We start from the raw sequence: 13,504 nt of genomic DNA on the forward strand, positions 1-13,504 counted from the left end.
CTGACGTGTTACGCGTGCGCGCCGGTGCTGCGGCGACGCACCGCGAACACCACACCCGCGCCGGCCACGACGGTGATACCGCCGACCAGGCCGATCATCGGGAGCGCGGAGTCGGAGCCGGTCTCGGCGAGGCTGCCGGTGGCCGGGATCTCGTCGGCGCCGCCCTGCGGCTGCTTGCCGCTCTCCGGCGCCTCACCGTTGCCCGGCTTGGCCTCGCCCGGGTCGTCGTTCTTGCTACCGGGCTTCAGCACGGTGAATTCGTAGAGCGCGTACGAGTTGTGCACGCAGTTCTTCTCGCTGTCGAGGTAGCCGCCGAGGCCCAGGGTGAAGCCGTCACCGGCCGGTGCCTTCGAGGTGATGTCGACGCGCAGCTTGATGTCGACGGTCTGCTTGGGCCCGAGTTCCGTCTCGCCGAAGTAGAAGCCGTTGCCGATCACGTCCGCGATCGACTCCCAGGCCTTGGTCTTGGGGTTGTAGTACTCGACCTTGGCGTAGGTGCTCAGCCAGTCCCGCTCGTCGTCGCTCAGCGACTCGTTGTCGACGACTGCGAGCCAGTGCACCGTGCCGAGGGACTTGTCGCCGCGGTTGGCGGCGGTCAGCTTGAAGTTGTGCCAGCCGCTGCCTGCCACGATCTTGCCGGGGAGACCGGACACGGACATGTCCAGCTGGGAGTCAACGTCGACACCGTCCTCGTCGACCGGGCAGTCGTCGGGGAAGTCCGACGGCTCGTCGCTGGGCGAGGAGGACGCGGACCCCGAGGCGGAGCCGGAGGGCGAGCTGTCCGGGGTGTCCTGGTCCTGCGACTCGGACGCCGAGGGGGACGTGGTGTCGGACTCGGACGGGGACGCCTCGGTGGTGTCCGACGCGGACGGGGAGGCATCGCCGGTCTGCGACTCGGAGGCGCTCGCGGTCGGCGAGCCGGTCTCCTCCGCGAAGGCGGCGGGCGCGGACATCAGGGCGAGCGGCGCGATGACGGCGGTCGCGGCCATGGTGACCATGGCGCGGCGAAGCTTCATGAAGACCTCGGCGGATCGATGCGCGTGACCGGGTGGCCGTGGCGCGGTACGGGGAGGCCTTCCGCCTGGGGGAGCGGGAGTGGCCCTTGATTCGGTAGGTGTGACCGGCGAAGTCTGTGAACGGTTGTCCCCCACTCACAGGATCTTTATGTGGCGTGCGTCACGGCTGGGGCTTGCCGTGGGGGGCTGCTGCGGGGCGTGCTGCTCCGTGACGCGCGTCGGGCGTCCGTAACGCGCGTCGGGCGTCCGTAACGCGCGTCGGGCGTCCGTAACGGGCGTCGGCGTCCCGGCTCCGGGCGCGGCGTCGGGCGCCCTGGTGTGGGGGCGTCGGGCGTCCCGGCATGACGAAGGGCCCCGCGGGACGGATCCGCGGGGCCCTTCTTTATCGTCAGCACCGGCGTCAGGGCGGCGCCGGTGCCTGGGAGCGGCGCCGGGGGGTTGCGCCGCTGGCTTGTCGAGCGCCCTTGTCCGCCCCGGGTCGCCGCCGGGGCGCGCAGGGAGCGCGCGGCTGGTCTGGACCTCTGGCGGTCGGTCGGGACAGAGCGCCCACCACGGTTCAATTGGTTGCAGTGGGGTGCAATGCGGTTGTCCGTGGCGGGACTTGGGGCTTTCTACGCATCGTGCTGGATGAACGCGGCGCCCGCAACCGTTTGACCCAGCCCTTGTGCATTTTTGCCATTCCCGCCGGCCGACCCCGGGCGTCCCCGGGGCCGGCCGTTCTCTTGGGTGACCGGGCTGCTGTCCCCTGCCGTCCGGCCACTTCCCTGGAGCGAGGTCCCACGACACACGGCACGATCCGTGCGCCTCATCGCTCCAGCGAGCCACGCGTGGTTCTTCCGGGCCCGCCCCTGGCTGGAACGGACACCGGGACCAACGAAGCCGTCCCGGGGCCGGTCACGCGCCGTACGGGTGAGACGGAGAGCGAACTCAGATGCGACCCCGGCAGAGCTCGAGCAGCGTCATCGCGAGGGCCGTGCCGGGCTTGCCGAGGGCCCCGCTGTAGTGACCGAGGACCTCCATCTCACGGGACAGGTTCACGCGCCGGCCGCCGGAGGTGATCCGGGCCTCCTGGATGACCGCGGACACGGCCATCCGTTCCTGGATCAGACCGATGATCCGGTCGTCGAGCGCGTCGATGCGCTCACGTGCGCCGGTGATCACGTCGGCGGCCTCGGAGGTCCGGGCGCCGGTCACGTCGAGGGCGGTCATGAGGGCTCCTGTGGTGGTGAGGGGCGCCCCGGAACGGCAGGACCCGGAAAACGACAGGCGCCCCGGGCCTTGTCGGCCCGGGGCGCCTGGGAAGTCGCTTGGCGGTTCGCTCAAGCAGCACGACCATGGCAGCCGGCGGGCCGGGTGCCATAGGTAAAGAAGAAGGTCGTCTGCGTGAGCATGCGGCCAGTATGCACGGGGGAGGGACGGAGCCCAAAAGGGTTCGGATGCTGAGACGGGTTCCGGGCGTCGGTCCGGGTGATCCAGCCTGTCCGGCGTCCGGGAAAGAGGCCCGTTTCCGGGCCGGCGGCGGGAGCCGGGGGAGGCGGCCTCCGGCGACGGGACCGGTTCGACGCCCGCCTCGGTAGAATTGGCCAGCACAGAGACCCTCGCCCGAACCGCCGGAAGGCCCCCGTGTCATCAGCGACTCCCGCTGCCGCCGCCACCGACACCGTCCTGGTCGTCGACTTCGGCGCGCAGTACGCCCAGCTCATCGCCCGTCGAGTCCGCGAGGCCCGGGTCTACAGCGAGATCGTGCCGAGCACCATGCCGGTCGCGGAGATGCTCGCCAAGAACCCGGCGGCGATCATCCTCTCCGGCGGCCCCTCGTCCGTCTACGAGGAGGGTGCTCCCCGCCTCGACCGCGAGATCTTCGAATCCGGCGTCCCCGTCTTCGGCATGTGCTACGGCTTCCAGCTGATGGCGCAGACGCTCGGCGGCACCGTCGACAACACCGGCGCCCGTGAGTACGGCCGCACGGAGCTGCACGTCTCCCGCTCCTCCTCCACCCTCTTCGAGGGCACCCCGGCCGAGCAGGCCGTGTGGATGTCGCACGGCGACGCCTGCTCCGCCGCCCCCGAGGGCTTCGCCGTCACGGCGTCCACGGACGTCGTGCCGGTCGCCGCCTTCGAGAACGACGAGAAGAAGCTGTACGGCGTCCAGTACCACCCCGAGGTCATGCACTCCACGCACGGCCAGCAGGTGCTGGAGCACTTCCTCTACCGCGGCGCCGGCCTGAAGCCGAACTGGACCACCGGCAACGTCATCGAGGAGCAGGTCGCCGCCATCCGCGAGCAGGTCGGCGACAAGCGCGCCATCTGCGGCCTGTCCGGCGGCGTCGACTCCGCCGTGGCCGCCGCCCTCGTCCAGAAGGCCATCGGCTCCCAGCTCACCTGCGTGTACGTCGACCACGGCCTCATGCGCAAGGGCGAGACCGAGCAGGTCGAGAAGGACTTCGTGGCCGCGACCGGCGTACAGCTGAAGGTGGTGGACGCGGAGGAGCGGTTCCTCAAGGCGCTCGCGGGGGTCTCCGATCCCGAGGAGAAGCGGAAGATCATCGGCCGCGAGTTCATCCGCGTCTTCGAGCAGGCGCAGGCCGAGATCATCGCGGACGAGGGTCCGGCGGTGGAGTTTCTGGTCCAGGGCACGCTCTACCCGGACGTCGTGGAGTCCGGCGGCGGCACCGGCACCGCGAACATCAAGTCGCACCACAACGTCGGCGGCCTTCCCGAGGACCTCGAGTTCCAGCTCATCGAGCCCCTCCGCAAGCTGTTCAAGGACGAGGTCCGCATGGTCGGCCAGGAGCTCGGCCTGCCGGAGGAGATCGTCCAGCGCCAGCCGTTCCCGGGCCCGGGCCTCGGCATCCGGATCGTCGGCGAGGTCACCAAGGAGCGGCTCGACCTGCTCCGCGAGGCCGACGCCATCGCTCGCGAGGAGCTGACGGCGGCCGGCCTCGACCGCGACATCTGGCAGTGCCCGGTGGTCCTGCTCGCGGACGTCCGCAGCGTCGGCGTCCAGGGCGACGGCCGCACCTACGGTCACCCGATCGTGCTGCGCCCCGTCTCCTCCGAGGACGCGATGACGGCCGACTGGTCGCGCCTGCCGTACGACGTGCTGGCCAAGATCTCGACGCGGATCACCAACGAGGTGCGGGACGTCAACCGGGTGGTGCTCGACGTGACCTCGAAGCCGCCGGGCACCATCGAGTGGGAGTAGGCACTCCCCGACGTCAGGTCCGCTTGAGAGTCCGCACCGGCTCTCCGGGCTTCCAGACCTGGACGACCAGATACGTGTCGTCCTCGACGTAGGTCCGCACGACCTCCGTCAGTTCGGTGCGGAAGAGGTGGAACGGCTGCGGCGGTTCCACCTCTTTCACGTATCCCGACTTCACCGCCTCCTCGTCGCCGACCTCGACGGCCCGCCCGCTGATGCGGACGTCGCCGCCGCCCATGCCGGTGCCCTCCCCGAGGTTGGCCTGGAGGGAGAAGCGGGGGTCGCGGAGCAGGTCGAGTGCCTTGAGCGAGCCCGGCATCATGCCGAGCCACAGCTCGCCGTCCAGGAAACGCACCTCCAGCCCGCTCAGGCGGGGGGAGCCGTCCTTGCGCAGGGTCGCGAGGGCGTGGTGGGTGAAGGCGCCGAAACGGTCCTCGACGGTCTTCGCGAGGTCGGGTTCGGCATCCGCGAAAGCTGCCCAGTTCACTGTCATACGGCGAGTGTGTCGCCGATACCCGACAGCTGTTGTCCGGAATTTCCCTCGGACGTGTCTCGGACACCGGGACGGAGGCGGGCCATGGCATGCTCCATCGGTGACGGAAATCGTCATCTTTGCATAACGGCTCTGCCCTTTTGGCCTGACCGACGGTAACTTCCGCCCCGTAGAGCAACCCAGCGCTGGAGGACCGATGCACGGGCCCACGCCGCCCGCCCCGCTGCCCACCGACCGGCTGCAGTTCGCCATGCCGCCGATGCACGATTCGGTCGAGGACGAGCGCCGGCACCGCAAGGAACGACTCGCGGGCGCGGTGCGGATCTTCGGACGGCTCGGCTTCGAGGACGGCGTCTCCGGGAACATCACCGCGCGCGATCCCGAGTACAGCGACTGCTTCTGGGTCAATCCGTTCGGCATCCCCTTCAAGCACGTCACGGTGAGCGACCTCGTGCTGGCCAACCGGGACGGGCAGGTCGTCGAGGGCCGCTACCACGTCAACCAGGCCGCCTTCACCGTGCACGCCCAGGTGCACGCGGCCCGGCCCGACGTCGTCGCCGTCGCCCACTGCCACTCCGTGCACGGCCGCGCCCTCGCCGCCCTCGGCGAACTGCTGGACCCGATCACCCAGGAGAGCTGCGCCTTCTACGAGGACCACGCCCTCTACGACGCCTACACCGGCGTCGCCGTCGACGCCGAGGAGGGCCGGCGCGTCGCCACCGCGCTCGGCACCCACAAGGCGCTCGTGCTCCGCAACCACGGACTGCTGACCGTCGGGGACTCCGTCGACGCGGCCGCCTGGTGGTTCCTGTCCATGGAACGCTCCTGCCAGGTCCAGCTCACCGCCCGCGCCGCGGGCCGCCCGGTGCTCATCGACCACCGTGCGGCCGTGTCCACCCGCGAGCAGCTCGGCGGCGACCTCGTCGCGTGGATCAACTACCAGCCGCTGTGGCAGGACATCAGCCGGAGCGAGCCCGACCTGCTGTCCTGACGCCGGTCGCCCGGCGGCGGGCGGCTCGCAACGCTCAGAACCCCCGCAGCACGACTGCCTTCGTCCGCGCGAACTCCTCGTCCGTGAGCACCCCGTCGCGGTGCAGCTCACCCAACTCCCTCAGCCGGCGCAGCAGCACGTCGTGGTGGTCGGACTGTGCGGGCACGGCTGCCGCCGCGTGCGCGGAGCGGTCCGCCTGCCGGTCCGGGTGACCGTCCGGGCACCGGTCGCGCCCGTCGCCCGTGCGGGTGGACGGGTGCGGCAGCCGGGCGGTGACGGCGGTCGCCACCAACGCGGTCAGCAGGTCACGCCGGGCGCTGCCCCACAGGTCCAGGGCGTACGGGTCCTTCTCCGGCGGCAGCCTCGCGAACACCGTCTCGCGGGTCACGAAACGCAGGAAACCGTCCTCGTGGCCGGTGTTGGGCAGCCACTCGACCTGCACCAGGTCGCCCACATGGATGACGCGCGAGCCCGTCGCCCGCTTCACCCGGTCCGCCGAGTCGGCCCAGTCGATACGCACCCGGGTGCCGTCGAAGGAGACCGTGCCGTCGGAGGAACGGACGGACACCGGGACCGGGGGGCCAGGCAGCAGATAGGCCTTGGCCGGCTCCTTCGGGACCTGGTCGAGCAGCAGCGCGTGCCGGATCTCCTCGGCCACGTACTCCGCCGTCCCCCAGGCGTCCACGGCCACGACGAGCCGGTAGGGATCGGCCGTGTCCGGCAGGCGCCCGCCCGTCGCCTGCAACAGCGGATCCGCCCCCTCGCGCAGCCGCAACCGCAGTCGGCCACGCTTGCGTTCGGGCTCGTACACCACCCCGGCGACGGCCTCCAGAGGCACGGCGATCTCCCCGTACGACTGGCGGAACAGCGGCACCCCCCGGTGGAGTCCCGGCGTGATCCTCACCGTCGTGCCGTCGAAGGCCCAGGCCCCGTCACGCTGGATGATCTCGGCCATACGGAAATTCTCGCAGCCAGGTCAACACGGCGGCCCCCGCATCACCCGCGCTGACCAGACCTGCCGGAGTCGAGGGGTGTGCCGTAGGGCACAATTCGCTGTCATCACAGGGGAGTTGTTCGCACGACAGCGACCTGGTTCTTCGAGGGTCACCCGTCGTGAAGGTCGTGGGGAAGGCAGGCGTCGGACGTGGCGGTGCAGGAAGCGAGACAGGGGCCGGAAACGGCCGCGCACGAGGGCGGGTGCACCTGCGGGGACTGTCCGCACGGGGCACGCGAGGGGCACCGGCGCGCGGTCGCCGCGTTCCTGCTCAAGCGCGACGAGTTCGCCGCCGGGCAGGGCCTGCCGGCCGCCGTCGCCCATTCGGCCTCGGCCTCCCGCCAGTGGGTGTCGGAGGAACTGACCCAGTCGGCGGAGCTTGTCGCCGAACGCGGCCGTGCCGAGGGCGAGGCCTGGCTCACCCGTCTGTGGGTGCGTACGGCGGCCACGGTGTGGGCGGCCGTCGTCCTCCTGCTGCTCGTGCAGTCCCTCACCGCGATCGGCGCGGGCTGGACCACGGCCCGCACCGCCGGACTGCTCGCCGCCCTGGTCGTCGCCTGTGCGCTCACCGCCGCCTCCTGGTTCCACCGGGCCCGCGGCGGCGCGCTGGCCCCCGTCATCGGCGAGGACAACCGCCTGTCCACGTCCCGCGCGGTCGCCGCCTCCTGGGTGCTGCTCGTCGCGTACGCCGTCCTGGTCCTGGTGGGCAGGCTGGCCGCCGCCTCCGGCCCCGCCGAACGCGACGCGCTGATCTCCGGACTCGACCTCGCCCGCGGCGCCGGCATGGTGACCGTCCTCGCCGTGGTCTGCGCGATCGCCGTGCTGGTGCGGCGGGTCGTCGGTCTGCGCGTCCTGGCCCAGCGGCTGCAGAAGGTCCGCGCACACCGGCCACGGGCCGCCGACCTGCTGACCGACGACGCCGGCCGCGGCACCTTCGCCGACATCCAGTACGTCCTGATCAGCGCCGTCGCCCTGGCCTTCGCCGCCGTACGCCTCGCCCGCCGCCCCGACCAGCTGCCCGACCTGCCCTGGGGGCTGGCCGTGGTGGTACTGGTCTCGGCCGCGACCTACCTCGCCGGCAAGTACGCGGAGGGCGGCCGCCCCGTCATCCTCTCCGTCGTCCGCTCCCGCGAGGCCGGTGACCTGGACGCCCCGATCCGCACCGGCGACGACATCGAGATCCGCGGCGCCGGCTTCGTCCCGCCCGGCGCACAGTCCGCCGACCGGCTCTCCCGCATGGCCGTCCGAATCGGCACGGTCCACGTCCACGTCCCCCTCGTCCCCGTCACGGGCGGCTTCAGCAACCCCACCGACGCCGTGCTCACCGTCCCGGTCCCCGCGGAGGTCGAACCCGGCCGGGTCGAGGTCCAGGTGGTGACGGCGGCGGGCGTGGAGACGAACCGGTACGCGATCGACGTGACGGAGTAACCGGAGCGGCCGGAACAGCCGCGGTGAAAGGAGCGGGCGGAAGAGACGGAGCAGATGGAGGAGATGGAGCAGACGGAGCGGATGGAGCGGATGGAGCAGCGGGAGCCGACGGAAAAAGGTCAGCTCGGGCAGGGACATCTTCCACCCAGTCCGGTCAACCATTGAGCGCACCTCCCATCTGGTACGTATGGTCAGTTGAGGGGTCCACCACGTCGGGCGAGAGGCGACCACGGGCGATGACTCACAGCATGCGAACGGACACGCGCACCCCCTACCTCAATGGCGGCAGCGACTGGCGGGACACCGCCAACCGCTACGCCCTCCTCCCACTCCGCGTCTTCCTCGGCATCACCTTCATCTACGCCGGCCTCGACAAACTCACCGACGGCGCCTTCCTCCAGGCGAGCGGCGCCGGCTCCATCGGGGACACGATGCGCGCCGTACGTGACTCCTCGGCCATCCCGGCCCTGGTCGACCTGGCCCTGAAGAGCCCCACGGGCTTCGGCTACGCCATGGCCCTCGGCGAACTCGCCGTCGGCATCGGCACGCTGCTCGGCCTGCTGGCCCGCCTCGCCGCACTCGGCGGCGCCCTGATCTCCCTCAGCCTGTGGCTGACGGTGAGCTGGGCCTCGGACCCCTACTACTACGGCAACGACCTCGCCTACCTCATGGCCTGGCTCCCCCTCGTCCTCGCCGGCGCCTCAGTCCTCTCCCTCGACGCCAAGTGGCGCAGCAGGAAGCGACAGCGGGCGGGAGGCGTCTAGGCTCCGGGGCCTCCGGGGCCTCTGTCCCCACACCGAGGCCTCCGCGGTCGACGGCGGCCGCGGCATCCGCCCGCGGCATGCCCCCGCGGCCTCCGCGGGGATTGCGGCATCCGCCGTGGCTACAGCATCCGTCGCGAGTGCGTGATCCGTGGCCGGTGGGTCATCCGTGGCGGCTGAGGGGAGGCCTTGTGGCGGTAGCGGCCTGAGGGCGGAGCTGGGAGCGCGGCCCGAGGGCCGATCCGGGGTGACGGTCGGAGCCAGGCCCGGGCGTTGGAGCCTGGGCCGATAGCCGATAGCCGATAGCCGATAGCCGATAGCCGATAGCCGATAGCCGATAGCCGATAGCCGATAGCCGATAGCCGATAGCCGATAGCCGATAGCGGGGAGCGGGGAGCCGGGCCGATAGCCGGGAGCCGATGGCGGCCAGGAACCATGAGCCAGGCGCCGGGTTGCAGCCCAGGCGGTGCCGGTGACCGGAGCCGGGGGGCCGGTGGCGGGCGTGCGGGGCCTTGTGACCCCCTCGCCGACCCAGGGGAAACGGCTCGTCAGCTCGCCGTGTCCGCGCCTGCCTCCGCGGGAGTCCCCCGGCGGGTGGCTCGCCGTCTGCGTAGGGACCGGGTCAGCACTCCCGTCGCCCCTGCCAGGCAGAGACCGCCCACCACCATCGGTATCACGGCGAACCACGGTGTCTCCCAGAGGCCGCCCGCGTCGCCCGCGTAGACGATGCCGGCGAGGGCGAAGGCGGCGCCGGCCACGAGCCTGCCCGGGCGGAACTCATGACGCAGCACGGGCCACCTCCGCCTGTCCCGCCCCGACCTGGAGGTCGAGTTCGATGGTCCCGGCGTCCTTGCCGCCCGACACCGGCGACAGGGTTACCTCCTTGTGCTTGCCCGGCTGCACGTCCACGTCCTCCTGGTTCTCACCCGGCAACTGGATGTCGCCCAGGCCCACATCGATGCTCACCTTCACCGTCACGTCCGGCGGCACGATCACCCGCAGTCGGCCGAACCCCACCTCGGCGTTGGTGCTCACCGTCTGCCCCTTGGCAGGCTCGAGCCGGGAGAGGTCCAGGGTGCCGTCGCCGGTGCCGAGGTCGTAGCCCTCCCGGAGGTCAGCCACCGTCATGGGACGCCAGGTCGTCTCGACCCAGTGCGTGCCGATGTCCTTGGGCAGCGTGGCGGCACAGGCCAGCAGGCCCGCCGTGACGATCGCCAGGAACACCGACCCCGCGCCCGTACGGCCCAGGAACGAGCTGACGGCGATGCCCACGCCCAGCACGACGAGCGCCGTGGCCAGGCCGGCCTGGAGGCTGGTGCCCAGCGGGTGCTCGTCCCAGGCGACACGGGTGGCGAGACCGCCCGCGAGCGCCGCGAGCAGGAACAGCCAGCCGCCGATCCAGCGAGGGCCGCGCGGCGCGGATGACCAGCTGTACGGGGTGGGTATGTCCTCGCCCGCGCCCTTGTGGCCGGTGAGACGCACGTCGGCGATCGAGGAGAGGTCCGGGGTGCGGGCATCCCTGGGGCCCCACAGGTAGCCCGTGCCGCCGTAGTGCGTGCCGTCCTTGACGATGGGGTCGCGCCACCAGGAGGGGTAGGCCGCCGGGACCGGCGGTGCCTGGGCCTCCGGCGGGGCGTCGGCGACGGCCTGGGCGGCGAGCGGGTCGGCGTCGGAGGAGTCCCGGTGCCTCGACCAGTACCCGGCGCCGGCCAGGAGAAGGGAGAGGACGACGGCGAAGGTCAGCACACCGCCGTTGTTGAGCATCGACAGGAACACCCCGCAGCCGACGAGCGCGAACAACACGGCGGTCAGGGCCTGTCCGTCGACCCGTCCGGTCAGCAGCTTGCGCACCTCGTTCTCTTCGTCGTCGGAGTACGGGACGAAGAGCCAGGCGAAGCCGTAGAAGATGAGGCCGATGCCGCCGGTCGCGGAGAGCACGGCGAGCGTGATCCGGAAGATCACCGGGTCCATGTCGCACTGCCGCCCCAGCCCCGCGCACACGCCGGCGAGCATCTTGTGCTCACGGTCGCGGCGGAACCTGTGCGGGGGGCCGGCGGGGACGCCGGAGTCCTCGGCTGACGGGGACGCGGACGGCGCCCCGGGGAAATCCGAGTCGGTGCTGGTGCTGGTGCTGGTGCTGGTGCTGGTGCCGGTGTCGGCCGTCGCTGTCTCCTCGGTCACGTCTGCCTCTCCGGTCCTGCCCGGTCGGTCGGGAGCACCCTGTTCTCCGCGTGCGCCCGCCCGCTCGTGCGCGCCCGCCCGCTCGTGCGCGCGCGGTTCCTCACCTGCGGCGCCGGGGGCACCGGTGGACGGGGCGGCCGCGTCGGGCGCGGCGCCCTCGTCGGGCACGGCGTCCGCGGCGTGCTGGTGGTCTGCCATGGGTCCATGGTGGCGGGCGAGCCGCCCCGGCGGCAGTGGGAATGACCCTGGTCGGACCCTGATATCGGCCCTGAGCCGAGGCCCGGGAGGCGTTCGACCTGCGGAGGCGTCGAAGATCAGGGGCGTCTCGGGGGCAAACCCTGATGACCGGGCAGGGCACCCGTGTGACCATCAATGGCATGCCGGAAGCCGCAGCATCGCCACTCGTCGAACCGCGGCCCCCGCGCAAGCTCTACCGCAGCAGCGACGGACGCTGGCTGGGTGGTGTGGCGCGAGGGCTCGCCGGGCACCTCGGGCTGCCCGTGGTGTGGGTGCGGCTCGTCTTCGTCGGCCTTTTCCTGGCCGACGGCCTCGGTGCCCTGCTCTACGCGGCCTTCTGGTTCTTCGTGCCGCTCGGTGTCGGCGGCGTCGGCGGCCAGAAGCCCCCCTCCTTCGTCGCCACCGAGACCGCGCCCGACGGCCGGCGCCGACTCGTCGCGCGTAAACCGGACAGGGGCCAGATCGTCGCCCTGCTCCTCATGGTCGTCGTGGCCATGGTCTTCGTGGGCAACGTGAACCTGGGCAGCGGCGCCAAGGCGTATCTGCTGCCCGCCGTGCTCGTCGGCGCGGGGGTCGCCCTCGTGTGGCGCCAGGCGGACAACGCCCGCCGGGCCCGCTGGGTGGAGGTGGGCCGCAGACGCCGTACGCTCACGCTGCTGCGCGCGGGCGCCGGTGTCCTGCTGGTCACCGCAGGCGTCTCCGGCATCTTCGTCCTACAGGGCTCCGCCGCCCATCTGGGCTCCGTCCTGCAGGCCGCGCTCGCCGTCCTCGTCGGGATCACGCTGCTCGCCGGACCGTATCTCGTCCGCATGACACAGGACCTCTCCGAGGAGCGTCTGATGCGCATCCGCGCCCAGGAGCGCGCGGAGGTCGCGGCCCACGTCCACGACTCGGTGCTGCACACGCTCACCCTGATCCAGCGCAACGCGGAGAATGCCGGCGAGGTGCGCCGCCTCGCCCGCGCCCAGGAGCGTGACCTGCGCACCTGGCTGTACAAGCCGGAGGGCACCGGCAAGGACGAGGCCGACGAGCCGACCACCCTGGCCGACGCGGTCCGGCGCAATGCCGCGGAGGTCGAGGACAAGCACGGCGTCCCCATCGAGGTCGTGGTCGTCGGCGACTGCCCCCTCGACGAGCGGACCGCCGCGCAGATGCAGGCCGCGCGCGAGGCGATGGTGAACGCCGCCAAGTACGGTGGCGAGGGCGGCGCGGTGCAGGTCTACGCCGAAGTCGAGGGAAGGACGGTCTTCGTGTCGGTCCGGGACCGCGGCCCCGGGTTCGACCTCGACTCGATACCCGCCGACCGCATGGGCGTCAGAGAATCGATCATCGGCCGCATGGAGCGCAACGGCGGCACGGCCCGGTTGCGGGCGGTGCCGGACGGTGGCACGGAGGTCGAGCTGGAGATGGAGAGGGCGGAGAACACGTCATGAGCGACCCGACCGAGGGGAACGGAACGGCGGGTGCGGCCGATCCGGCCGAGCCGGCGAAGGCCTCCGGCGGCGGCACGGGCGGGCGCCGCGTGCGCGTGGTGCTCGTCGACGACCACCGCATGTTCCGCACGGGCGTGCAGGCCGAGATCGGACGGACCGAGGAGACCGGCGTCGAGGTCGTCGGCGAGGCCGCGGACGTCGACCAGGCGGTCACCGTCATCAACGCGACGCGGCCCGAGGTCGTCCTGCTCGACGTGCACCTGCCGGGCGGGGGCGGGGTCGAAGTGCTGCGCCGATGCGCCGCGTTGATGGCGGACGCCGACCAGCCGGTGCGTTTCCTCGCCCTGTCCGTGTCGGACGCGGCGGAGGACGTGATCGGGGTGATCCGTGGAGGGGCCCGGGGCTACGTCACCAAGACGATCACCGGCACCGACCTCGTCGACTCCATCTTTCGCGTGCAGGAGGGCGACGCCGTTTTCTCACCTCGCCTCGCCGGGTTCGTCCTCGACGCCTTCGCCTCCACCGACGCCCCGCCGGTCGACGAGGACCTCGACCGCCTCACCCAGCGCGAGCGCGAGGTCCTGCGCCTCATCGCCCGTGGCTACGCCTACAAGGAGATCGCCAAGCAGCTCTTCATCTCGGTGAAGACGGTCGAGTCCCACGTCTCGGCGGTCCTGCGGAAGCTCCAGTTGTCCAACCGGCACGAGTTGACGCGGTGGGCGACGGCACGACGGCTGGTCTGACGCCGGCCGCGGGGCGCTGAACGCGC

General features: G+C 71.8%; 12 protein-coding genes. 6 read left to right on the forward strand and 6 right to left on the reverse strand.

The window, feature by feature from the left end:
- Nucleotides 1-8 precede the first annotated feature (8 nt).
- Together ACIHAR_RS15995 and ACIHAR_RS16000 are read right to left on the reverse strand one after the other, a co-directional pair.
- The gene (locus tag ACIHAR_RS15995; RefSeq protein ID WP_400019812.1) at nt 9-1,016 is read right to left on the reverse strand and encodes an LAETG motif-containing sortase-dependent surface protein; all 1,008 of its coding nucleotides are present in this window, start codon (nt 1,014-1,016) and stop codon (nt 9-11) included.
- Between the two features lie 927 nt (nt 1,017-1,943).
- Nucleotides 1,944-2,225, reverse strand: a complete 282-nt coding sequence (locus ACIHAR_RS16000) for a chorismate mutase (protein ID WP_365461876.1) — start codon at nt 2,223-2,225, stop codon at nt 1,944-1,946.
- A 414-nt stretch (nt 2,226-2,639) separates the two neighbouring features.
- On the opposite strand from ACIHAR_RS16000, the gene guaA reads away from it, so the two are divergent.
- On the forward strand, nt 2,640-4,220 hold the full coding sequence (gene guaA / locus ACIHAR_RS16005; RefSeq protein ID WP_400019815.1) for a glutamine-hydrolyzing GMP synthase: 1,581 nt from the start codon (nt 2,640-2,642) through the stop codon (nt 4,218-4,220).
- Between the two features lie 13 nt (nt 4,221-4,233).
- Here the strand turns inward: guaA and ACIHAR_RS16010 are convergent, their stop codons facing one another.
- Nucleotides 4,234-4,710: a pyridoxamine 5'-phosphate oxidase family protein gene (locus ACIHAR_RS16010; RefSeq protein ID WP_365461872.1), complete on the reverse strand. Its 477-nt coding sequence runs from the start codon at nt 4,708-4,710 to the stop codon at nt 4,234-4,236.
- A gap of 196 nt (nt 4,711-4,906) precedes the next feature.
- On the opposite strand from ACIHAR_RS16010, the gene ACIHAR_RS16015 reads away from it, so the two are divergent.
- Nucleotides 4,907-5,701, forward strand: coding sequence for a class II aldolase/adducin family protein (locus ACIHAR_RS16015; RefSeq protein ID WP_365461870.1), 795 nt, complete (start codon nt 4,907-4,909; stop codon nt 5,699-5,701).
- Between the two features lie 34 nt (nt 5,702-5,735).
- Here the strand turns inward: ACIHAR_RS16015 and ACIHAR_RS16020 are convergent, their stop codons facing one another.
- On the reverse strand, nt 5,736-6,656 hold the full coding sequence (locus ACIHAR_RS16020; protein ID WP_400019818.1) for a DUF4429 domain-containing protein: 921 nt from the start codon (nt 6,654-6,656) through the stop codon (nt 5,736-5,738).
- A 189-nt stretch (nt 6,657-6,845) separates the two neighbouring features.
- Here ACIHAR_RS16020 and ACIHAR_RS16025 point away from each other — a divergent pair, with 189 nt between their 5' ends.
- Nucleotides 6,846-8,123, forward strand: coding sequence for a hypothetical protein (locus tag ACIHAR_RS16025; protein ID WP_400019820.1), 1,278 nt, complete (start codon nt 6,846-6,848; stop codon nt 8,121-8,123).
- A gap of 236 nt (nt 8,124-8,359) precedes the next feature.
- The gene (locus ACIHAR_RS16030) at nt 8,360-8,887 is read left to right on the forward strand and encodes a DoxX family protein (RefSeq protein ID WP_365461862.1); all 528 of its coding nucleotides are present in this window, start codon (nt 8,360-8,362) and stop codon (nt 8,885-8,887) included.
- A 545-nt stretch (nt 8,888-9,432) separates the two neighbouring features.
- Here ACIHAR_RS16030 and ACIHAR_RS16035 read toward each other — a convergent pair.
- On the reverse strand, nt 9,433-9,675 hold the full coding sequence (locus ACIHAR_RS16035; protein WP_400019823.1) for a hypothetical protein: 243 nt from the start codon (nt 9,673-9,675) through the stop codon (nt 9,433-9,435).
- Complete coding sequence (locus ACIHAR_RS16040) at nt 9,662-11,263, reverse strand: PspC domain-containing protein (RefSeq protein ID WP_400019825.1); 1,602 nt, start codon at nt 11,261-11,263, stop codon at nt 9,662-9,664. Before ACIHAR_RS16040 ends, ACIHAR_RS16035 begins: the two co-directional genes overlap by 14 nt.
- 179 nt (nt 11,264-11,442) lie before the next feature.
- Here ACIHAR_RS16040 and ACIHAR_RS16045 point away from each other — a divergent pair, with 179 nt between their 5' ends.
- Both ACIHAR_RS16045 and ACIHAR_RS16050 read left to right on the forward strand, forming a co-directional pair.
- Nucleotides 11,443-12,735 carry a PspC domain-containing protein gene (locus tag ACIHAR_RS16045; protein WP_400019828.1) on the forward strand — a complete coding sequence of 431 codons (1,293 nt, stop codon included), beginning with the start codon at nt 11,443-11,445 and terminating at the stop codon, nt 12,733-12,735.
- Nucleotides 12,732-13,478, forward strand: coding sequence for a response regulator transcription factor (locus ACIHAR_RS16050; protein ID WP_365461855.1), 747 nt, complete (start codon nt 12,732-12,734; stop codon nt 13,476-13,478). The genes ACIHAR_RS16045 and ACIHAR_RS16050 overlap by 4 nt, the downstream gene beginning before the upstream one ends.
- Nucleotides 13,479-13,504: the final 26 nt, after the last annotated feature.

This window comes from Streptomyces sp. NPDC052016 (assembly GCF_044548445.1).
GTDB lineage: Bacteria > Actinomycetota > Actinomycetes > Streptomycetales > Streptomycetaceae > Streptomyces.